At 68.7% G+C, this 18,764-nt stretch carries 20 protein-coding genes; 10 read left to right on the top strand and 10 right to left on the bottom strand.

The window, feature by feature from the left end:
• The first annotated feature begins 21 nt into the window (after window positions 1-21).
• The 5 genes from ppsR (at window position 22) to fni (ending at window position 6,088) form a co-directional block, all read left to right on the top strand.
• Window positions 22-1,449 carry a transcriptional regulator PpsR gene (gene ppsR / locus ABB55_RS15315; RefSeq protein WP_054359582.1) on the top strand — a complete coding sequence of 476 codons (1,428 nt, stop codon included), beginning with the start codon at window positions 22-24 and terminating at the stop codon, window positions 1,447-1,449.
• 119 nt (window positions 1,450-1,568) lie between these two features.
• The gene (chlG, locus tag ABB55_RS15310; RefSeq protein ID WP_054359581.1) at window positions 1,569-2,453 is read left to right on the top strand and encodes a chlorophyll synthase ChlG; all 885 of its coding nucleotides are present in this window, start codon (window positions 1,569-1,571) and stop codon (window positions 2,451-2,453) included.
• Complete coding sequence (locus ABB55_RS15305; RefSeq protein ID WP_054359580.1) at window positions 2,450-3,784, top strand: BCD family MFS transporter; 1,335 nt, start codon at window positions 2,450-2,452, stop codon at window positions 3,782-3,784. Before chlG ends, ABB55_RS15305 begins: the two co-directional genes overlap by 4 nt.
• 16 nt (window positions 3,785-3,800) lie before the next feature.
• Window positions 3,801-5,000 carry a geranylgeranyl diphosphate reductase gene (locus ABB55_RS15300; RefSeq protein WP_054359579.1) on the top strand — a complete coding sequence of 400 codons (1,200 nt, stop codon included), beginning with the start codon at window positions 3,801-3,803 and terminating at the stop codon, window positions 4,998-5,000.
• A gap of 68 nt (window positions 5,001-5,068) precedes the next feature.
• A complete protein-coding gene (gene fni / locus ABB55_RS15295) occupies window positions 5,069-6,088 on the top strand; it encodes a type 2 isopentenyl-diphosphate Delta-isomerase (RefSeq protein WP_200912106.1) in 1,020 nt (339 codons plus the stop codon).
• 80 nt (window positions 6,089-6,168) lie between these two features.
• On the opposite strand, the gene ABB55_RS15290 is transcribed toward fni, so the two are convergent.
• The 5 genes from ABB55_RS15290 to ABB55_RS15270 all read right to left on the bottom strand — a co-directional run bounded on the left by ABB55_RS15290 (window position 6,169) and on the right by ABB55_RS15270 (window position 9,987).
• Window positions 6,169-7,044 carry an SRPBCC domain-containing protein gene (locus ABB55_RS15290; RefSeq protein WP_054359578.1) on the bottom strand — a complete coding sequence of 292 codons (876 nt, stop codon included), beginning with the start codon at window positions 7,042-7,044 and terminating at the stop codon, window positions 6,169-6,171.
• A 160-nt stretch (window positions 7,045-7,204) separates the two neighbouring features.
• Window positions 7,205-7,546, bottom strand: coding sequence for an ArsR/SmtB family transcription factor (locus ABB55_RS15285; protein ID WP_181184292.1), 342 nt, complete (start codon window positions 7,544-7,546; stop codon window positions 7,205-7,207).
• Window positions 7,547-7,973: 427 nt separating this feature from the next.
• A complete protein-coding gene (locus ABB55_RS15280; protein WP_054359576.1) occupies window positions 7,974-8,942 on the bottom strand; it encodes an NAD-dependent epimerase/dehydratase family protein in 969 nt (322 codons plus the stop codon).
• Window positions 8,939-9,277: an EthD family reductase gene (locus ABB55_RS15275; protein WP_054359575.1), complete on the bottom strand. Its 339-nt coding sequence runs from the start codon at window positions 9,275-9,277 to the stop codon at window positions 8,939-8,941. Before ABB55_RS15275 ends, ABB55_RS15280 begins: the two co-directional genes overlap by 4 nt.
• Entirely contained in the window at window positions 9,274-9,987 is a 714-nt protein-coding gene (locus ABB55_RS15270) for a GntR family transcriptional regulator (RefSeq protein ID WP_054359574.1), read from the bottom strand. Before ABB55_RS15270 ends, ABB55_RS15275 begins: the two co-directional genes overlap by 4 nt.
• Window positions 9,988-10,075: 88 nt before the next feature.
• Here ABB55_RS15270 and ABB55_RS15265 point away from each other — a divergent pair, with 88 nt between their 5' ends.
• From ABB55_RS15265 to ABB55_RS15245, 5 genes are all read left to right on the top strand, one after another.
• Complete coding sequence (locus ABB55_RS15265; protein ID WP_054359573.1) at window positions 10,076-10,996, top strand: fumarylacetoacetate hydrolase family protein; 921 nt, start codon at window positions 10,076-10,078, stop codon at window positions 10,994-10,996.
• A 73-nt stretch (window positions 10,997-11,069) separates the two neighbouring features.
• Window positions 11,070-12,065 carry a TRAP transporter substrate-binding protein DctP gene (gene dctP / locus ABB55_RS15260; RefSeq protein ID WP_054359572.1) on the top strand — a complete coding sequence of 332 codons (996 nt, stop codon included), beginning with the start codon at window positions 11,070-11,072 and terminating at the stop codon, window positions 12,063-12,065.
• Window positions 12,062-12,634: a TRAP transporter small permease gene (locus ABB55_RS15255; protein ID WP_054359571.1), complete on the top strand. Its 573-nt coding sequence runs from the start codon at window positions 12,062-12,064 to the stop codon at window positions 12,632-12,634. Before dctP ends, ABB55_RS15255 begins: the two co-directional genes overlap by 4 nt.
• Window positions 12,631-13,923: a TRAP transporter large permease gene (locus ABB55_RS15250; protein WP_054359570.1), complete on the top strand. Its 1,293-nt coding sequence runs from the start codon at window positions 12,631-12,633 to the stop codon at window positions 13,921-13,923. The genes ABB55_RS15255 and ABB55_RS15250 overlap by 4 nt, the downstream gene beginning before the upstream one ends.
• 19 nt (window positions 13,924-13,942) lie before the next feature.
• Window positions 13,943-14,683: an SDR family NAD(P)-dependent oxidoreductase gene (locus ABB55_RS15245; protein WP_200912031.1), complete on the top strand. Its 741-nt coding sequence runs from the start codon at window positions 13,943-13,945 to the stop codon at window positions 14,681-14,683.
• A gap of 97 nt (window positions 14,684-14,780) precedes the next feature.
• Here ABB55_RS15245 and ABB55_RS15240 read toward each other — a convergent pair whose 3' ends face one another.
• The 5 genes from ABB55_RS15240 to ABB55_RS15220 all read right to left on the bottom strand — a co-directional run bounded on the left by ABB55_RS15240 (window position 14,781) and on the right by ABB55_RS15220 (window position 18,641).
• Window positions 14,781-15,461: an ABC transporter permease gene (locus tag ABB55_RS15240; RefSeq protein WP_054359568.1), complete on the bottom strand. Its 681-nt coding sequence runs from the start codon at window positions 15,459-15,461 to the stop codon at window positions 14,781-14,783.
• Window position 15,462: 1 nt separating this feature from the next.
• Window positions 15,463-16,125, bottom strand: a complete 663-nt coding sequence (locus ABB55_RS15235) for an ABC transporter permease (RefSeq protein WP_244472045.1) — start codon at window positions 16,123-16,125, stop codon at window positions 15,463-15,465.
• Window positions 16,126-16,166: 41 nt separating this feature from the next.
• On the bottom strand, window positions 16,167-16,772 hold the full coding sequence (locus ABB55_RS15230) for a hypothetical protein (RefSeq protein ID WP_054359566.1): 606 nt from the start codon (window positions 16,770-16,772) through the stop codon (window positions 16,167-16,169).
• Window positions 16,773-16,832: 60 nt separating this feature from the next.
• Complete coding sequence (locus ABB55_RS15225; protein WP_244472044.1) at window positions 16,833-17,723, bottom strand: transporter substrate-binding domain-containing protein; 891 nt, start codon at window positions 17,721-17,723, stop codon at window positions 16,833-16,835.
• A gap of 216 nt (window positions 17,724-17,939) precedes the next feature.
• The gene (locus ABB55_RS15220) at window positions 17,940-18,641 is read right to left on the bottom strand and encodes a helix-turn-helix domain-containing protein (RefSeq protein WP_160321245.1); all 702 of its coding nucleotides are present in this window, start codon (window positions 18,639-18,641) and stop codon (window positions 17,940-17,942) included.
• Window positions 18,642-18,764 lie beyond the last annotated feature (123 nt).

Genomic DNA, 18,764 nt, shown 5'->3' with positions numbered 1-18,764 from the left:
GGCGAGAAGGCTGTGACCGCCATGGATACGACCGCCTTGAAGTCGCTGCAGCGGTTCAAAACGCCCGAATCCTGGTTCTCGGCTGTCGATGCACGCCATGCAGCGGCGCTGTTCGCCGCCTCGTCGGATGTCAGCCTGATCATCGACGGCAAGGGTGTCATCCAGGATATCGCCCTCGGCAACGAGGACTACTACCCGCTCGACCTGGAGACCTGGGTCGGCAAGTCCCTGCACGACATTGTCAACATCGACAGCCGCAGCAAGGCGGCGGCGCTGTTGCGGGATGCCACCTTCGACGCCCGCACGCGCTGGCGCGAGGTCAATGTCGTGATCCCGTCGGGCAGCAGCATCCCATTGAATTTCACGGCGGTTCGCCTTTCGGCGGACGGGGATGTCGTCCTCTTCGGCCGCGATCTCGCCACCGAGGCCCGCCTGCAGCAGCGCGTCATCGACATCCAGCGCGAGATGGAAGCCGACTATGCGCGGCTCCGCAACGCGGAATCGCGCTACCGCCTGCTGTTCCATATGGCGAGCGAGCCGGTGCTGGTCATCGACGCCGAGAATGGCCGGATCACCGAAGCCAACCCGGCCGCAGCCCGTTTCCTCGGCGTGGCACCGTCACGTTTGGTTGACAAGTCCGTTCGGGACCTGTTCGAACCGGCCTCGGCGAGCGGGCTTCAGAGTGCCATGACCATCGCCCGGTCGATGGGAAAGCTGCAGGACCAGTCGCTGCGCCTCGCCGATTCCGGGCGGGAAATCATCATGGCCGTGTCGCAGTATAGGCAGGATAGCCGCCAGTTCCTGCTGATGCGGCTTTCCGTGACGAATGCGCCGGAAGGCGAGACGGACTTCCCGTCGACGGCGCTCGAAGTCCTCAAGCGTCTCCCCGACGCCTTTGTGGCCTTCAAGCTCGACGGCGAAATCCTCGAAGCCAACAACACCTTCGTGGAACTCTGCCAGCTCGCATCCGCCGACCTGGCGCGCGGTGCCCACCTGGAGCGCTGGCTCGGGCGGCCGGGCATCGACTACTCGTTGATCGCCACCAACCTGCGCGACTACGGCTCGCTGCGCGACTTCGCCACCCTCATCCGCGGCGAACTCGGTGCCCGCGAAGAGGTCGACGTCACGGCGGTCTATGTTCAGGACGTCGACGAACCCTGCGTCGGCATGCTGATCCGGCCGGTGCGCCGGCGCTCGGCCCTGCCGCTGGTCCGCGAGGCGGGCGTCCAGTCGACGGTCGAGAACCTGTCGCACCTGATCGGCACCATGCCGCTCAAGGATCTGGTCCGCGAGACCACCGACATGATCGAGCAGATGTGCATCGAGGCCGCCTTGAAGCTGACCGACGACAATCGCGCGTCCGCCGCGCAGATTCTCGGCCTCAGCCGGCAAAGCCTCTATGCGAAATTGCATCGTTTCGGGCTCGGCGATCTTTCGAGCCAGGACTAGCCTGGAACGATTTTATTCAGCAGGGAAAAGTTGCGTCGGGTATCGTCATGTCGCATGCGAGCGACGCTCGACTGTAAGGCTGACTTGACGCTTCAGACTGTCAAGCCTATCATGCCTTCATGTCCTACCCTTCCCTAAAGGCAAGCGTTGAGCTCCTCAAGCCGATCACATGGTTCGCTCCCATGTGGGCTTTCGGTTGCGGCCTCGCCTCGGCAGGGCGTCCGCTCGGGGACCACTGGGTTCTGGTGGCCGGCGGCATTCTTCTGACGGGCCCGCTCGTCTGCGCGACCAGCCAGGCGGCGAACGACTGGTTCGACCGGCATGTCGACGCCATCAACGAACCGAACCGCCCGATCCCGTCCGGCCGCATCCCCGGTCGCTGGGGGCTTTACATCGCGCTCGCCTGGACGGTGCTGTCGCTCGTCGTCTCGGCCGCACTCGGCTCGATGATCTTCGCCGCCGCCGTGTTCGGTCTCGTGCTCGCCTGGGCCTATAGCGCCCCGCCGTTCCGGCTGAAGCAGAATGGCTGGTGGGGCAATGCCGCCGTCGCGGTCTGCTACGAGGGCCTGCCGTGGTTCGTCGGCGCCGCCTTGGCGTCCGCCGCCATGCCGGCCCCGCAGGCGGTCACCCTGGCACTGCTCTACAGCGTCGGCGCACACGGCATCATGACGCTCAACGATTTCAAGTCGGTGGAAGGCGATCTGCGCTCCGGCATCCGCTCGCTGCCGGCCCAGCTCGGGGTCGATACCGCCGCCCGCTTCGCCTGCTGGGTGATGGCGGTGCCGCAGGGCGTGGTGATCCTGCTCCTGATCTCCTGGGGCCGGCCGTACCATGCGGCGCTGATCGGTCTCCTGCTCGCCGTCCAGATCGTCCTGATGGCCCGGCTTCTGGCTTCGCCGCGCGCCCGGGCGCCCTGGTACAACGCCACCGGCACGACGCTCTACGTGCTCGGCATGCTGGCCGCCGCCTTCGCCATCTCGACGCTCAACGGAGCGGCCCCATGACCCCGCGCCCTCTCGGCTGGCTCGGCATCCTCCGGCTCGGCCTCCTGCAGACCGCCCTCGGCGCCATCCTGGTGCTGACCACCTCGACCCTGAACCGGGTCATGGTGGTCGAGTACGCCATGCCGGCGGCCGTTCCGGGCCTGCTCGTCGCCCTTCATCATGCCTGCCAGGCGCTGCGCCCGCGCTGGGGCTACGCCTCGGATCGCGGCGGCCGGCGCACGCCCTGGATCGTGGGCGGGATGGCCGTGCTGGCCGCGGGTGGGCTGCTCGCGGCGATCGCGACCGCCTGGATGGCGACGGCACCGGTCGCCGGGCTCGTGCTGGCGGTTGCGGCCTTCGTGCTGATCGGTCTCGGGGTCGGCGCCGCCGGGACCAACACGCTGATCCTGCTCGCGGAACGGGTCGAGGACGAGCGCCGGGCACCGGCCGCCACCATCGTCTGGGTGATGATGATCGCGGGCTTCATCGTGACCGCCGCGCTGGGCGGCCGCGCGCTCGATCCCTATTCGCCGGAGCGGCTGGTGGCCGTCGCGGCCGTCGTCGGCCTGCTTGCCTTTCTGCTGTCCGTCGTCGCCGTCAGCGGCCTCGAGGGATCGCGCCGCGCCGGAGCACCGGGCGCGGCCTCGAGCCGGTCAGAGCGCGACGGCGGCTTCTCGGCCATGCTGCGCATGGTCTGGTGCGATCCGGTCGCGCGCCGGTTCACGCTCTTCATCTTCGCCTCGATGCTCGCCTACAGCGCCCAGGATCTGATCCTGGAGCCCTATGCCGGAATCGTCTTCGGCATGACGCCCGGCGAGACGACGCGGCTCGGCGGCCTGCAGAATGCCGGCGTCCTGGCCGGGATGGTCACGGTCGGTCTGGCCGGACATCTCGCCGGCCGGCGCCCCGGCTTCGTCGGCGCGATGATGATCGCCGGCTGCGTGGCCTCGGCGGCCGCGCTCGCCGCGATCGCCGAAAGTCCGGCGCTGGGTTTGCCGATCCGGCCGCTGGTCGCCGCGCTCGGCTTCGCCAACGGCGCCTTCGCGGTGGCGGCGATCAGCATGATGATGGATCTGGCCGGAAGCGGGCCGCAGCAGTCGCGCGGCACCCGGATGGGCCTGTGGGGCGCCGCGCAGGCGATCGCCTTCGGGGCCGGAGGGCTGGCCGGAACGGTGGCGGTCGATGCCGTGCGCTGGGCGACCGGGCTCACCGTGACGGCCTATCAGGCGGTGTTTCTGGCCGAGGCCGTCATGTTCCTGGCCTCGGCCCTGCTGGCCCTGGCCATCGTGGCGCGCCCATCGACGGACCGGACGGCGCTCGGCGCGGGGGAGCGCATCACGCCCGCGGAATGACGACCGGGAGGGTCCGATGACCGAGGATGTTTTCGAGACGGTGGTGATCGGCGGCGGGCCGGCCGGGGCGACGGCGGCTTCCGATCTGGCGCGGGCCGGCCGGGCGGTGCTGCTGCTCGACCGCGGCGGACGGATCAAGCCCTGCGGCGGCGCCATCCCGCCGCGCCTGATCCGCGACTTCGACATCCCGGACCGGCTCCTGGTCGCCAAGGCACGGTCCGCGCGCATCGTCGCGCCGTCCGGACGGACCGTCGACATGGCGATCGAACGCGGCGAGGTCGGCATGGTCGACCGCGAGAGCTTCGACGAGTTCCTGCGCGAGCGCGCCGCGGCGGACGGCGCCGAGCGACGGACCGGCACGTTCAAGCGGCACGAGCGCGACGCGCGCGGTCGCCTGCGCATCGTCTGGACCGATCCGGACGGCCGCGAGGCCTCGGCACTGGCCCATCAGGTGATCGGCGCTGACGGTGCCAACTCGCAGATCGCCCGGCAGATGCTGCCCGCGCAGGCCCGGCCGCCGCTGGTCTTCGCCTATCACGAGATCGTCGCCACCGACGGCATTCTGCCGGCCGACTACGACCGGACGCGCTGCGACATCCTCTATGGCGATTCCGTTTCGCCGGACTTCTACGCCTGGGTCTTCCCGCATGGCGCCACGGCCAGCATCGGCACGGGCAGTGCGCAGAAGGGTTTCCCGTTGCGCGAGACGATCGCCCGGCTGCGCTGCCGGATCGGCCTCGACCAGGCCCGCCTGATCCGCCACGAAGGCGCGCCGCTGCCGCTCAAACCCTTGAAATGCTGGGATAACGGTCGCGATGTCGTGGTCGCCGGCGATGCCGCCGGCGTGGTCGCGCCGGCCTCCGGCGAAGGCATCTACTACGCGATGGCGACCGGCCGGCTTGCCGCCGAGGCGGTCGATGCGGCGCTCGCCCGCAACGACCCGCGCCGGCTTGCGGAGGCGCGCCGGGGCTTCATGCGCCAGCACGGCAAGGTGTTCCTGATCCTGCGCATCATGCAGCATTTCTGGTACGGCTCCGACAAGCGCCGCGAGCGCTTCGTCAGCATCTGCCGCGATCCCGACGTGCAGCGGCTGACCTGGTCCTCCTATCTGGAGAAGGAGCTGGTGCGCCAGGAATTCGGCACCCATCTGCGCATCATGATGAAGGACTTCGCCCATCTGTTCGGCATGATCACGCCCTGGGGAACCCGGCCGTGAGCCGCCCGGACCGCGACCGCTCGGCCAAACCGGCGGCCCTGCGACTGGCCGGCGGCGCGGAGGGCGGCATTCTGAACCGCAAGGACCAGCATCTCGACATCGTGCTCGACGGTCGGACGGCCCGCTACCGGCAGGCCGCGACCGGATTCGAGGTGATCGCGTTCGAGCATTGCGCCCTGCCCGAACTCGATCTGGAGGAGATCGACCTCGCCACGCCGTTCCTCGGCCGGACGCTGCGGGCGCCGTTCCTGATCAGCTCGATGACCGGCGGCCCGCAACGCGCGGCCGCCATCAACCGGCATCTCGCGGAGGCCGCCGAGGCTCTCGGCCTGGCGCTGGCGGTCGGCTCGCAGCGGGTCGCGCTGTCGGGTTCGGGCGACGGCGGCGTGACGCGCGAACTGCGCCGCCTCGCGCCGACCGTCCCGCTCCTGGCCAATCTGGGCGGCGCGCAGATCGTCGACGAATACGGTCTGGACGAGGCCCGCCGCGCCGTCGAGATGATCGACGCCGACGCCTTGATCATCCATCTCAATCCGCTGCAGGAGATCCTGCAGCCGGAGGGCGACCGCCGCTGGCGTGGCGCGCTCGCCGCCATCGAGCGGCTGGTGGTGGCCCTCGATGTGCCGATCGTCGTCAAGGAGGTCGGTTGCGGCCTGTCCGCCGCCGTGGCCCGGCGGCTGTCGGGCGTCGGCGTCGACATCCTCGACGTGGCCGGTGCCGGCGGCACCAGCTGGGCGGCGATCGAAGGCGAACGGGCCGGAACCGAGCATCAGCGCCGGGTTGCCGCCGCCTTCTCGGATTGGGGCATCCCGACCGCCGTCGCGATCCGCGCGGTGCGCGACGCCGTTCCGGGGGCGGTCGTGATCGGCTCCGGCGGCGTCCGCACCGGGCTCGATGCCGCCAAGGCGATCGCGCTCGGCGCCGATCTGGTCGGCCAGGCGGCCGCCGTGCTGGACGGCGCGGTCACCTCGACCGAAGCCGTGGTGGCGCATTTCCGCATCCTGCACGACCAGCTCCGCGCAGCCTGTTTCTGCACCGCCTCGCCGACCCCGGCCGCCCTGCGCCAGGCCCGTCTGCTCGCCGGCTGATCTCCGGCCCGGCCTGACCGATCGACCTGACTGGCCGGACCGGCCGGATTCCCGACCACGCGAGGGCATCGTCAGGGGCTTCAGGTCTCCCCGACGAAGCGGGCCAGCTTGCCGAGCGTCTGCAGGCCCAAGGCTTCCGCGCCGAATCCCTTGGCGTCCCGGAATTCCGCGGCCGTGTTGAAGACCATGGCCAGCGTCACCGCGGTCGCCCCGTCCTGCTCCTCGAACGAGGCCCAGGCATCGGCGTGTTTCGGTCCGTTCTCGCCCCAGTGCAGCGTGTAGGAGAACCCGTCCGGTGGCCGGACGTCGCCATAGCGATGGTGGTTGGGATAGACCGTACCGTCCGCGGCGATCATGTCGAAGACCCATTCGCCGCCCGCCCGGAGGTCGATCCGCTGGGTCCGGCAGGAGAACCCGTCCGGCCCCCACCAGAGCGGCAGCGTCTCGGGGTTCATCCAGGCCCCCCAGACCACGGCGCGCGGCGCGCGAATGACCCGCCGGAGCACCATGGTTCGCGCCGCCACATCGGCCAGATTGTCCATTCCCGCGCCGAATCCCTGCCGGTACCCCGCCTCCATATCCTCGGCGAGCGAGGAGAGCTGGACCGTCACGACGATCCGGCTTCCGCCGCCGACGGGCGTGAGATCGGCGGTCACCAGCGCCGCCGATTGCGGCACGCCGTCGACGGAAACGATCTCGGAATTGACGCTCAGGGCGTCGGCCTGCAGCACCAGCCAGCCGACCTCGCAGCGAATGGCGGGTTCGCCCGCGGTCTTGCACAGCGAAACCTCGCGACCGCCCACCCGGGTGTCGGCCTCGAGCCATTCGATCGTGACCGATGGAGCCGGCGCCGCCCACAGCGCCCGCGCAGCCGGTGCCGTCCAGGCGCTCCACAGCGCCGAAACAGGCGCCGCGACCGAACGTTCGAAAGAAAGCGTGGCAAAGCGGCCGCTCATCGGACCGCCCCTTCCGCATCGGCGCCGCGCCGGCGCACCGCGGAACCGCGGCCGGTGCTCCCGGCCGCGCGCCTCCTCCGGCCGGGCGACGCGCCACGGCGGGCGGAGGACGAAGGGGGGGCGCCGCCACCCGGCGCATGTGCGGGGCTCAGGGTCGTCATCATGTCTGGCTTTCCTTCATCAAGGCCATCACGCAGGCGTCCAGCCGGTCGAGCCGGGCTTCCCAGAGCGCCCTCTGGTCGTCGATCCAGGTCCGCGGCGCCGACAGGGCTTCGGGCACCAAGGCGCAGGTCCGGACCCGCCCGTCCTTGGACGTCGCAATCAATCCCGCCGCCTCCAGCACCGAGAGGTGACGCATCACCGTCGGCAGGCGCAGTCCGGTCGGATCGGCCAGTTCCTTGACCGGCGCCGGCCCGCGGGCGAGCCGGGTCAGGATCGTCCGCCGGGTCGGGTCCGCGAGGGCATGGAACACCTGCGAGAGATCGGGATCATGCTTAGTCATGAGGCTAACTATCACGCCGGCGGACGGCTTGGAAGAGACAGTTACCCGAGCAGCTAACTTTTTTCGGCGCCGGTCCGGCGACCCGGTGACCAGGCGACCAGGCCCTCGCGCGCCGCGGGGGCGCTCCCGGTGAAAGCCGCCCGCGGCGGCCGACGGTCTCGATCGCTTCGGCCGTCCCAATCCTTGATCTGGAGAGAATGCTGGTCCGGCCAGTCGAACCGATGCGCCGAAACCGGCAACGCGCCGTATCCCGGCGCCGATGACCATAGCGACACGCCGTCATCGATCGACCGGCGCCATCGGCAGCGTCATGACGAGCGCCATCGGCATTCGGCCGGGCCAAGGTCGCGATCAGCGGCGCCGAAGGTCAAGCTGTCTGTTTGCGCAGGCTTCTTCGGATCAGAGCTGAGCGCTCCGATCGGAGCTGCTAGGACGGCTGCACGCGGCCGAAGGCGGTCCACCGGATCGTCGACGCGAGATCGTGGCGGCAGCGGAAATCGAGCTCGCGGGCGGCCGCTTCCGGAGAGGACGGGGCCGGGCGGCGATGACGGAAGCCGGCGAAGCCGGTCGCCGGTTCGGGGCCGCATTCGACCGCGAGGTCGGGCAGGACCATCCGGACTGCGTCGACGAAGCCGGCAAGCGTGACCGTCCGACCCGTCGCGATGGTGTAGACCCGGGCTAGCGGGCGCGAGGCATCGAGCGCCGCCACGTTGGCGTCGGCGCAGTCGCGCGCGTCGACGAACTCCTCCTCGCCGCCCCAGACCAGATAGGGGTCGTCGAGCACCATCGTCCGACCCGACCGGCCGGCGGCGATCAGTCCGTCGAGCAGGCGGCCGGGCACGCTGGTCGACGGCCCGCCGTCCGAGCCGATCACGGCGCCGTAGCGCAGCACGACGGTGTCGAGGCCGTAGAGGTCGTGATAGACGAGCGCCAGATGCTCGCCGGCCAGCTTGGTCGCCGCATAGATGCTGCCCGGCCGCTCCGAGACGACCGCCATGCGGACATCCTCGCCGATCGGCTCCGGCCCGAGCGATCCGAAGACCGAGTAGGTGACCGTGGTCGAGCTGGCGACCACCACCCGCGCGACGCCCGACTGCCGCGCCACCTCCAGCACGTTGGCGGTGCCGAGCACGTTGACCTCGACGCCGCGGCGCGGGTCCTGGCGGATGCCGGTCGACAGCATGGCGGCCGTGTGGACGATGCGGGTGACGCCGTGAGTCCGGACGATCGCCGCCAGGGCGGCGAAATCGGTCACATCCGCCACGACCGCGGTGACATCGCCGGCGACCGGTGGCGGCGGCCGCACGTCGGCGAGGACGACCGCGTCGCCGCGGGCGGCCAATCGTTCGGCGGTCAGCCGTCCGATCAGTCCGGCGCCGGTCACCAGGACGGTCACGACACCGGGCCGGTCTCGCCGGCCTCCTCCAGCACCAGATGATAGACGCGTCCCTCGAACGGCCCCATCGCCTCGGCGATGCGCGCGCGCACCTCCTGGCGGACCGGGCTCGCCAGGGCGGCCTCCATGGCGGCGAGATCGTCGAACCAGAGTTCGAAGGTCATGTAGACGCTCGGCGCGCCGGGCTCCTGTTCGGCCGCCCGCCGGAGCGTCGCGCGGCGCAGGCCCGGATAGCGGGCGATGGCCGGCAATACGCCGTCGCGCATGCGGGCATCGAAGCCGGCGCGCTCGGTTTGCGGGACGGTGCCTTCCAGGACGGCGGTGCGGATGATCAAGGCTTCGATCCCTTCGGGGCAAGGAGACGGGCGACCGACGTCTCGGTGTTGGTCAGATGGCGGTCCATCAGGTCGGTGGCGCGGGCCGGGTCGCGGTCGAGCACGGCGGCCATGATGGCGGCATGCTCCGCGTTGATGTCGCGCACTTCCGCCTCGGCCTCGTGATGATGCAGGAGCCGGACTTTGCGGTAGCGCTCGGAATGGTCGGCCAGCGTTGCCCAGAAGCGCAGCAGCCATTTCGACCCGCAGGCCGACACCAGCGCGAGATGGAAGCGCCGGTGCTGCGCTTCCCAGCGCGCGGCGGCCTCCCGGTCGCCCGGATCGGCGGGCAGCGGCGTGCGCGACAGCAGATGCATGCTGGCGACGATCTCGGCCTCCCAGTCCGCCCCGCCCCGGGCCATGGCGGCCGTCAGGCACAGCCGCTCGATCGCCCGGCGCGTCGCCATGATGTCCGCGAGTTCGTCGAGCGAGGCATCCGTCACACGCGCGCCGCGATTGGTCTCGCCCTCGACCAGGCTCTCCGAGGCGAGCCGCATCAAGGCCTCGCGGATCGGCGTCAGGCCGAGGCTGTAGCGATCTTGCAGGTCGGCCGCCCGCAGGCGCTCGCCCGGCATCAGGTCGCCATGCAGGATCTCGCCGCGCAGGCGGCGATAGGCCCGCTCGGCCTGAGAGAGGGAGTCGGGGTCGTCCGTGTTGAGCAGGCCGTTCATGGCGGGCCGAATCCGGTTCCGGCAGAATTTGTATTGACAGTCGGATTTTATAAAATCATCCTTCCTTCATAGCAAAGGAAAAATCGACATGCCGAACGACATTGCCCCGGACCGCTGGTCGCTCGCGACGGTGGACCGCGCGGGAACCGCGATCGCGTGCCTGGAAGTCGGGGACGCCGCCTATGCGCTGGAGCCGAGCCTCGCCAGGGTCGGCCTTGCGGGCATGACCCGCGTCATCGACCTGTTCGGCGACTGGGACCGTTCCCGCGCGGCGCTCGACCGCGCCGCCGGCCTGGTGGACGAGGCCGACCGGGTCGCCTTCGACCGCCGCCTCGCGCCCCTGCTCTATCCGGGCAAGATCCTCTGCGCGGGAGCGAACTATTTCGATCATCTCGCCGAGATGGGCATGCCGGGGGCCAAGAAGGAGGAACAGCGCCTGTTCTTCTTCATGAAGCCGCCGCGCAACGCCATCGTCGGCGAGGGACCGACCGTGCATATGCCGATCGGGACCCGGGCCTTCGACTGGGAAATCGAACTGGCCGCCGTGATCGGCCGCACGGCCCGCAACGTCAGCCCGGAAACGGCGCTCGACCATGTCGCCGCCTACACGGTTTCGGTCGATTTCTCGGCCCGGGATCACAACCGCGCACCCGAGACCTTCTACAAGCTCGACTGGGTGGCCGGGAAGGCGAACGACACCTGTTGCCCGATCGGTCCACGGCTGGTGCCGGCCTCGACCTTCGCCGACCCGCAGGCGATCGGGCTGAAGCTCTCGGTCAACGGCGAGGTCAAGCAGAACGGCAGCACCGCCGACATGATCTTCTCGATCGCCGAGCAGGTCGCGATCGCGTCGCGGATCATGACGCTCGACCCGGGCGACCTGATCCTGACCGGAACGCCGGCCGGCGTCGGCGTGCCGAAACAGACCTTCCTCAAGGTCGGCGATCGGGTCGATGCCGAGATCGAGGCGATCGGCCGGCTTTCCGTGACGATCCAGGAGCCGCGCTGAGCGAGCCGCCAAGAAACTGCCGGCCGACCGCCCGCAGGCGGTCCGGCGGCGCGTATCCGAGAGGGGCAGACCGATGAGACAATTCCTCGCCTTCGCCGCCGCCGCCGTCCTGACGGCTCCGCTGTGCCTTGCCGCCGCGGCGCCCGCCGCCGCCGAGACCGAGATCCGCATCTCCACCGCCGCGCCCGACCAGTCGCCGCTGTCCGATGCCTTCCGCGCCATCAAGGCCCGGATGGAAGCGAAGTTCCCGGGCGAACTGAAGATCTCCGTCCACACCGCCAGCGCGCTGTTCCGCCAGGGCACCGAATTGCCCGCCATGCAGCGCGGCAATCTTGAAATGGCGAGCCCGGTCACCTTCGAGATCGAGGCGCAGCTCCCCGAATATGGCGTCTTCAGCGCCGCCTATCTGTTCCGCGACGCCGATCACCTGATCAAGACCTTCCGGTCCGACATCGGCGCGGAATTCACCAAGGACGTCGCCGACAAGATGGGCATCGTCATCCTCGACACCGCCTATCTCGGCACCCGCACCGTCAACCTGCGCAACGACAAGCCGATCAAGGAACCCGGCGACCTCGCCGGCGTGAAGATGCGCATGCCGCCCGGACCGGCCTTCCAGACGCTCGCCAAGGCGCTCGGCGCCACCGCGGTCTCGATGCCGATCACCGAGGTCTATCTCGGGCTCAAGACCGGGTCGATCGACGCCCAGGACAACCCGACCAACATGACCCGCGACTGGAAGTTCCACGAGGTGACCAAGCAGGTGATCCTGACCCGTCATCTCGTCCAGCCGGTCTTCATCGCCATGGCCAAGCCGGCCTTCGACAAGCTGTCGCCGGCCCAGCAGACCGAGCTGCGCGCGGCGGCCCGCGAGGCGGCGGACCAGGAGATCGCCAAGACGCTCGCCGACGAGAAGGCGGCGATCGACACCTTCACGCAGGCCGGCATCAAGGTGGTCGATCCGAACGTCCCGGCCTTCCGGGCCGCGGTCATGGACGAGTACCGCAAGGCCGGCATGACCGACAAATGGAAGCCGGGCCTCCTCGATCGCGTCACGGCGATCCGGTGACGCCGGCCGGGACGACGGGGCGCGGCATCGCCCCGTCCTTTCGCCGCGTGGCCGGCTTCCTGTCCGCCGCCGGCATCGCCGTCGTCTTCGCGCTCTTCGTCTTCGGCGTCGCCATGCGCTACCTGTTCGACCGCCCGGTCGGCTTCGTCGACGAGGCGGTCACGCTGATCAGCGTGTGGTCGACCTTCTGGACCGCCGCCTTCGTGCTGAAATGGCCGGAGCACATCGCCTTCGACGTGGTCTATGCGCATGTCGCGCCACCGGCGCAACGGGCCCTCCTTCTCGCCGGGGCGACCGGCTTCGTGATCCTGATGGGCGCGGCGATGCCCGGCATGATCGACTACACGCTGTTCCTCTGGCGCGAGCGGACCGACGTCATGCTGCTCCGCCTCGACTGGGTCTACGCGGTCTTCCCCGCCTTCTTCGCCATCATCCTCCTGCGCTTCGTCATCGTGCTCCGCCGCCTCGTCGGCGCCGACTGGCGCGCCGAGGTGGCGCACTGGTCGGGTGCGGACCTCGACGGCGACGACGACGCCACAGCCCCCAAGACTCCGGAAGGCGGCGCATGACCACGGGTCTCTGGACACTTCTCGCCACGGTGGTGATCGGCGGCCTGGTCAGGCTGCCGCTGGCGCTGGTCATGTTCGCTGGCGGGGCCGCCTATCTCTTCGCGACACGGCAGGATATCGGCCTGCTGGTCGGGCAGGTGATGAACCAGATGACGGCCATGTATGTCCTGGTCGCCATCCCGATGTTCATCCTGGCCGCCAATATCATGAATGCGGCCTCGATCTCCGATCGGCTCTGGGCCGCCGCCAACGCCCTGGTCGGGCGGTTCCGCGGCGGGATGGGCCATGTGACCGTCGTGGTCAGCATGATCTTCTCCTCCATGAGCGGCAGCGCCGTGACCGACGCGGCCGGCCCCGGCCTGGTTGCGACGCGCCAGATGCAGCGGATCGGCGGCTATCCGCCCGGCCTCGCCTGCGCCATCACGGCGGCGGCGGCCACCATCGCGCCGATCATCCCGCCGTCGATCCCGCTCGTCATCTATGCGCTGATCTCCGGCGCGTCGATCGGCGCGCTGTTCCTGGCCGGCCTGGTGCCGGGCTTCCTGATGGGCGCGGCCCTGATGCTGGCGATCCGTGCGGTGGCGGGGCGCCGGGCGCTGCCGGTCGGCGAGGTCGTCCCGATCCGCGCGATGCCGGCGGTGTTCGGGCGCGCCGCCCTGTCGCTGACCCTGCCGGTCGTTCTGCTCGGCGGCATCTGGACCGGCGTCTTCACGCCGACCGAAGCCGCCGCGGTGGCGGCCTTCTGGGCCCTGATCCTGGGCGCCGCCGTCTATCGCCGCATCGGCATCCAGACGCTCGGTTCGGTGTTCGGCGAAAGTGCGCGCCAGTCGGCCAGCACCATGCTGCTGATCGCCAGCGCCTTCATCCTCAACTATGCGATCGCCAACGAGGGCCTCGCCGCGCGCCTGGCGCTCGCCATCACGGACCTGCAGCTCGGTCCGATGCAGTTCATGGCGCTGGTCAACCTGCTCTTCCTGGTGCTCGGCTGCTTCCTCGACGGCTCGGTGATGATGCTGGTCTTCGTGCCGCTGATCCTGCCGAGTGCCAAGGCCCTGGGTATCGACCTGACCTATTTCGGCATCGTGGTGACGCTCAACTTCATGATCGGCCTGATCACGCCGCCCTATGGTCTCCTGCTCTTCGTCATGGCCTCGCTGGCCAGGGTGCCGCTCGGGCAGATCATCCGCGAGATCTGGCCCTTCGTGCTCGCCCTCGGCGGCGTTCTGGCCGTGTTGACGGTGTTCCCGTCGATCACGCTCTTCCTGCCGCGCCTGTTCGGCTACGAGTGATATCGAGATGTCCCGACAGATGTCCGAAATCGCCTTCGTCACCGGCGCCGCGCAGGGCATCGGACTGGCGACCGTCGCACGGCTGGCGCGCGACGGCTTCCGGGTCGTCGCCATGGACCGCGCCGCCGATCGCCTCGAGGAGGCCGTCGCCAGCCTCGCCGGCCCGGGGCTCGCCGGCCCGGGGCTCGACATCGTCGCCCGTCCGGTCGACATCTGCGATCGCGCCGGTGTTGCCGCCGTGCTCGCCGCCGAGGCGCGCGTCGACGTCATGGTCACGGTCGCCGGCATCTACCAGGATGCCGCCTTCCTCGACCTCGACGAGGCGTCCTTCCGGCGCATGCTCGACGTGAATGTGGTCGGCACCTTCATCCCGGCGCAGGAGGCCGCGCGACGGATGAATCCGGGCGGGCGGATCGTCACCATCTCGTCGCGCGGTGCGCTCGGCGGCACCCGCTTCGCCCACTATGTCGCCTCCAAGGCCGCCGTGATCGGGCTCACCCGCGCCATGGCGATGGAACTGCGCCCCGCCGGCATCGCGGTCAATTCGGTCGCGCCCGGCTTTACCGACACGCCGATGACCCGTTCGGCCCCGGCCGAGATGTTCGCCGCCTGGGAGGCGCTCGAGCCGTCCGGCAAGGCCGCGAGCCCCGACGAGATCGCCCACGCCATCGCCTTCCTGGCCAGTCCCGCGACGCGCTTCGTCACCGGCCAGACGCTGTTCGTCGACGGCGGCAAGTCCCTCGGCGGCCTCTCCATCTGATCGCGCGGCCATCCCGCGCCGGACGCCGGCATCGACGCGCCAGTCCAGGCCACGCGCCTGGTCCGTCAGGCCCGCACGGTGCCCAGCGCCATTGCCCTCAGCGGGTCACGGTCCATCGGCGTTCCAGCACCCGCAGGCCGCGGGTCAGAACGAGGATGATCGCGAGATAGATCAGGCCCGCCGCCAGGAACACCTCGTAGGGTGCGTAGGTTCGCGCGACTTCCAGGCGCGCCATTCCGGTCAGGTCGAGAATCGTGATCGTGCTGGCGAGCGACGTCGCCTTGATGGTCAGCACGATCTCGTTGCTGTAGGCGGGAAGCGCGGAGCGGATCGCCAGCGGCAGGACGACGGTCCGCATGGTCGAATACCAGCTGAGACCGAGCGCGCGTGCCGCCTCGACCAGACCGGCCGGTACGTTGCGCATGGCGCCGGCGAAAAGCTCGCCGCTATAGGCCGCGCCGTTCAGCCCCAAAGCGATGATCAGGCACCAGAAGGGATCGCGCAGGACCGCCCAGGCGAAGGATGTCCGGACCCAGACGAACTGGCCGGCGCCGTAATAGACGAGAAAGACCTGGATCAGCGCCGGGGTGCCCCGGAAGAACAGGATATAGGCCTGTGCCGGGACGTTCAGGAGCGGCGCCCGTGCGTTGCGCGCGAAGGCGAGCGGGACGGCGATCACGAATGCGAGCAGGAGGATCAGCAGCGAAAGGCGGCCGGTCATGCCGACGCCCTGCCAGAGCTTCGGCAGCACTTCGAGCATCAGGCTGAAGTCGAGCATCTCAGCGCCTCTCGTAACCAAGATTGGCCCGGCGCTCCGCAAGCCGGAGCAGGATCGTCGAGAGACCCGTCATGACGAGATAGAGGCACGCGGCGGCGAGGTACCACTTGAACGGCTCGCGCGTGGCCCCGGCGGCCATCGAGGCCGAGCGCATCAATTCCTCCAGACCGACGACCGAGATCAGCGAAGTCTGCTTGAGCAGGATGATCGACTGATTGCCGAAGGCCGGCAACGCGACCCGCCACGCCTGCGGCAGAACGATCCGCAGAAAGAGGATCGGAGCCGGCAGGCTGAGGGCGCGGGCAGCCTCGATCTGTCCGACCGGGACGGCACGGATGGCGCCGCGGAAGATCTCGGTCGCATAGGCCCCGAAGACGAAGGCGAGCGAGGCGACGCCGGCACCGAACTCGCTCACCTCCACGGTGCGGCCGAACAGCCTGGTCAGGGCGATGGTGCCGCCGAAGAACACGATCAGGATGATGATCAGGTCGGGCGTGCCCCGGACCACGATCGTGTAGGCCTCGGCGACGGCGCGCAGCGGGCGCGACGCCGAGAGCTTCGCCATCGCGCCCAGAAGGCCGAAGGCCGCGCCGAACAGGACCGCGGACAGCGCGACGCCCAGCGTGATCAGCGCGCCATACATCAGCTGAGGCAGATAACCCATCGGTGCGACCATGCCTTGCTGTCAGGAGGGACGGGCCGGCCTCAGGCCGCATCCCGCTTTTCGAGACGGCGGAACTGCTCGACGACCGGGCTGTCCGGCCAGGCCAGGATGCGATCGCGATAGGTCCGCTCGCGGCCATAGACGATCCAGGCATCGTCCGGGCTGCCGATGACCTCGTCGATCCGGAAGAGATCCGGATGCTGGCTGGCATATTCGAGATAGACGAGGCCGGAATCGTATTCGCCCGCCAGCATCTTCTCGAAAACGAAGGGGATCGAATTCTCGTGGAACCGATGCGTCCAGCGCGACAGATCGGCGTAGCTTTCGGTCGCGGGCCGCAGCAGTCCGATCGATGTCGGCGTCTCGACCGACTTCCGGGTCAGGATCGCCAATTCCTTGCTGGGCGAAATGAAGGTGTCGACCACGAACATCGACTTGTAGTGCGCTCCCATCGTCTTCGGCGTGTCGGGATGCACCGCGCACTGGATGATGTAGTCGATCCGCCCGTTCAGAAGATCGTCCGCCGCCACGGCGAAATCGTCGACAAAGACGATCCGGGCGCCGCCGATGCGATGAAAATCGATATATCGCTTCGTTACCAGCTCATGATTGGTTCCGCTCGGGCCGAGCGTTGCGAAGGTGATCACGGAACGTCTCCCCATCATTTTGGAGGAATGGAGAGCCGGAAGACCCGGCCCTCCGCATCCTCATTCACCCATCAGCTTGAAGGGGAAGTATTTCTTGGAAATGGTCTCGTAGGTGCCGTCGGCGATGATCTCGGCGAGCGCCTTGTTCACCCGGTCGCGCAGGTCGGTATCCTCCTTGCGCATGGCAATGCCATTGCCTTCGCCGAGGAGGCCGCCCTTCAGATCCGGGCCGACATATTCGTAGTCGGCGCTCTCGGGCTTCTTGAAGAAGCCGGAATAGCTTGTCAGCTTGTTCTGCAGCATGAGGTCGACACGGTCGGCCAGGAGATCAAGTTCCACATCGGTCGTCTTGTCGTAGACGACGATTTCCGACTTCGGGTAGGTCTTGATCAGGAAGTCGTGCTGGATCGATCCACGCTGCACGCCGATCCGCTTGCCGGCCAGCCCGTCCGGCGAGGCATCCTTGATGGCGCCTTTACGGGCGACGAACTGCGAGATGGTCTCCTTGTACCGGTTGGAGAAGGCAACCTGCTCCTTCCGCTTCGCGGTAATCCCCATGCTGGCGACGATGAGATCGTATTTCTTGGCGTTCAGCCCCGGAATGATCCCGTCCCAGTCCTGCGCGATGAATTCGCACTGCACCTTCATGCGGTCGCAGATCGCGTTGCCGATATCGATATCCCACCCGACCAGCTTGCCGGACGTATCCCGGTAGTTCCACGGCGGGTAGGTTCCTTCGGTTGCAAGCTTCAGGCGTTCCTGAGCAGAAACCGCCGTCATCATGAATATCATGATCATGGCCGCCAGTGAGGCGGCGATTGACATGCCGTGACGAGTAATTCGCATCGATCTCTCCTTGCCCTCGCATGAGAACAATTCGGAGCGGACCGCGAAATTGCTTTCGCTATGCTCCGGGTTCCGAAAGCTGGAGGCCAGGGTGCTGGACGCCATGGCGCGGCGTCAACATGGGAAGATAAATTTTCATGACAGGAAGAATCCGTCCCGCCGGCCTGCGGCGGACTGTCAGGAACGCGGCCCCATGGCCTGCCGGACCGGGCGCGGGCGGAAGTCCGAGAGGGGTACTGAGCGACCCGCTCAAAGCCGAAAAGGATTGCACACACAAGGACAATCGGAGCCGGGTCCGATCCATTCAGATCGCATCAGGATCTAGGCGCGCAGGTTGATCACGACCGACAACAGGCTGACCGGGCCGTTGAGAATTTCCTCGGCGCCATGCACCGCGTTGGCGTCGAACAGAAGAGAGTCCCCCGGCCCCACGTCGAGCATGCGGTCGGCATAGCGGAACTTCATCGACCCGGACAGGATATACATGAACTCTATGCCGGTATGCTGAAAGCTCGCGCTGCCGGACCCGGATTTTTCGATCTTCACGAAATAGGGCTCGACATAGATTTCGCCGGACAGAAGATGGCCCAGGAGCTCATAGGAATGGCCCGATTTCGATCCGCGCCGATCGACGATCAATCCCTGTCCTGCCCTGACGAAAGAGCAGTCGCGCCGGTTGTCGTAGCTCGCGAACAGGCGGGCGACCGGCACCTCCAGGGCGCGCGCGATCGAAGCGATCGACACGAAGGAGGGGTGGGCGGTCCCCCGCTCGATCTTCGACAGCATGCCGTTGGAGAGGCCCGCCCGCGTCGCCAGTTCGACCGTCGTCAACCCGGCCGCCCGTCGCAGGGAGCGGATCTGCTCGCCGACCGAGTTGGCGAGCGCATGCGCCTCGGTGGTCTTGGTGCGTCCGGGATCGTCCTGCCCGCCCTCCGGGCCGGGATGCCCGGTCGGCACGCGCATGGTCGGCCTATGGCGGGTCATCATCCCCAATGTGCCGCGACTGATGCGCTTCTTTTCCATGACGCCCGTCTGTTCGCTCGGCACCGACCCCGAACCGCACCCGATGCGGTTGCGGGGGCCGCCGGCCGCCGTCAGGCACCGGTCGGCCGCTCGTCGGCGGACGGCTTCGGAGCCTGAAGCCAT

This window comes from Prosthecodimorpha hirschii (assembly GCF_001305515.1).
Taxonomy (GTDB): domain Bacteria; phylum Pseudomonadota; class Alphaproteobacteria; order Rhizobiales; family Ancalomicrobiaceae; genus Prosthecodimorpha; species Prosthecodimorpha hirschii.
Note: the sequence above shows the minus strand (reverse complement) of the source record. Positions and strands in the feature narration are given on the sequence as shown.

What these genes read in the sequence shown, in the direction of transcription:
- ppsR (WP_054359582.1), top strand. Translation starts at nt 22, where the DNA reads ATGGATACGACCGCCTTGAAGTCGCTGCAGCGGTTCAAAACGCCCGAA.
- chlG (WP_054359581.1), top strand. Translation starts at nt 1,569, where the DNA reads ATGTCCTACCCTTCCCTAAAGGCAAGCGTTGAGCTCCTCAAGCCGATC.
- ABB55_RS15305 (WP_054359580.1), top strand. Translation starts at nt 2,450, where the DNA reads ATGACCCCGCGCCCTCTCGGCTGGCTCGGCATCCTCCGGCTCGGCCTC.
- ABB55_RS15300 (WP_054359579.1), top strand. Translation starts at nt 3,801, where the DNA reads ATGACCGAGGATGTTTTCGAGACGGTGGTGATCGGCGGCGGGCCGGCC.
- ABB55_RS15290 (WP_054359578.1), bottom strand. Translation starts at nt 7,044, where the DNA reads ATGAGCGGCCGCTTTGCCACGCTTTCTTTCGAACGTTCGGTCGCGGCG.
- ABB55_RS15285 (WP_181184292.1), bottom strand. Translation starts at nt 7,546, where the DNA reads ATGACTAAGCATGATCCCGATCTCTCGCAGGTGTTCCATGCCCTCGCG.
- ABB55_RS15270 (WP_054359574.1), bottom strand. Translation starts at nt 9,987, where the DNA reads ATGAACGGCCTGCTCAACACGGACGACCCCGACTCCCTCTCTCAGGCC.
- ABB55_RS15265 (WP_054359573.1), top strand. Translation starts at nt 10,076, where the DNA reads ATGCCGAACGACATTGCCCCGGACCGCTGGTCGCTCGCGACGGTGGAC.
- dctP (WP_054359572.1), top strand. Translation starts at nt 11,070, where the DNA reads ATGAGACAATTCCTCGCCTTCGCCGCCGCCGCCGTCCTGACGGCTCCG.
- ABB55_RS15250 (WP_054359570.1), top strand. Translation starts at nt 12,631, where the DNA reads ATGACCACGGGTCTCTGGACACTTCTCGCCACGGTGGTGATCGGCGGC.
- ABB55_RS15245 (WP_200912031.1), top strand. Translation starts at nt 13,943, where the DNA reads ATGTCCGAAATCGCCTTCGTCACCGGCGCCGCGCAGGGCATCGGACTG.
- ABB55_RS15240 (WP_054359568.1), bottom strand. Translation starts at nt 15,461, where the DNA reads ATGCTCGACTTCAGCCTGATGCTCGAAGTGCTGCCGAAGCTCTGGCAG.
- ABB55_RS15235 (WP_244472045.1), bottom strand. Translation starts at nt 16,125, where the DNA reads ATGGGTTATCTGCCTCAGCTGATGTATGGCGCGCTGATCACGCTGGGC.
- ABB55_RS15225 (WP_244472044.1), bottom strand. Translation starts at nt 17,723, where the DNA reads ATGGCGTCCAGCACCCTGGCCTCCAGCTTTCGGAACCCGGAGCATAGC.
- ABB55_RS15220 (WP_160321245.1), bottom strand. Translation starts at nt 18,641, where the DNA reads ATGGAAAAGAAGCGCATCAGTCGCGGCACATTGGGGATGATGACCCGC.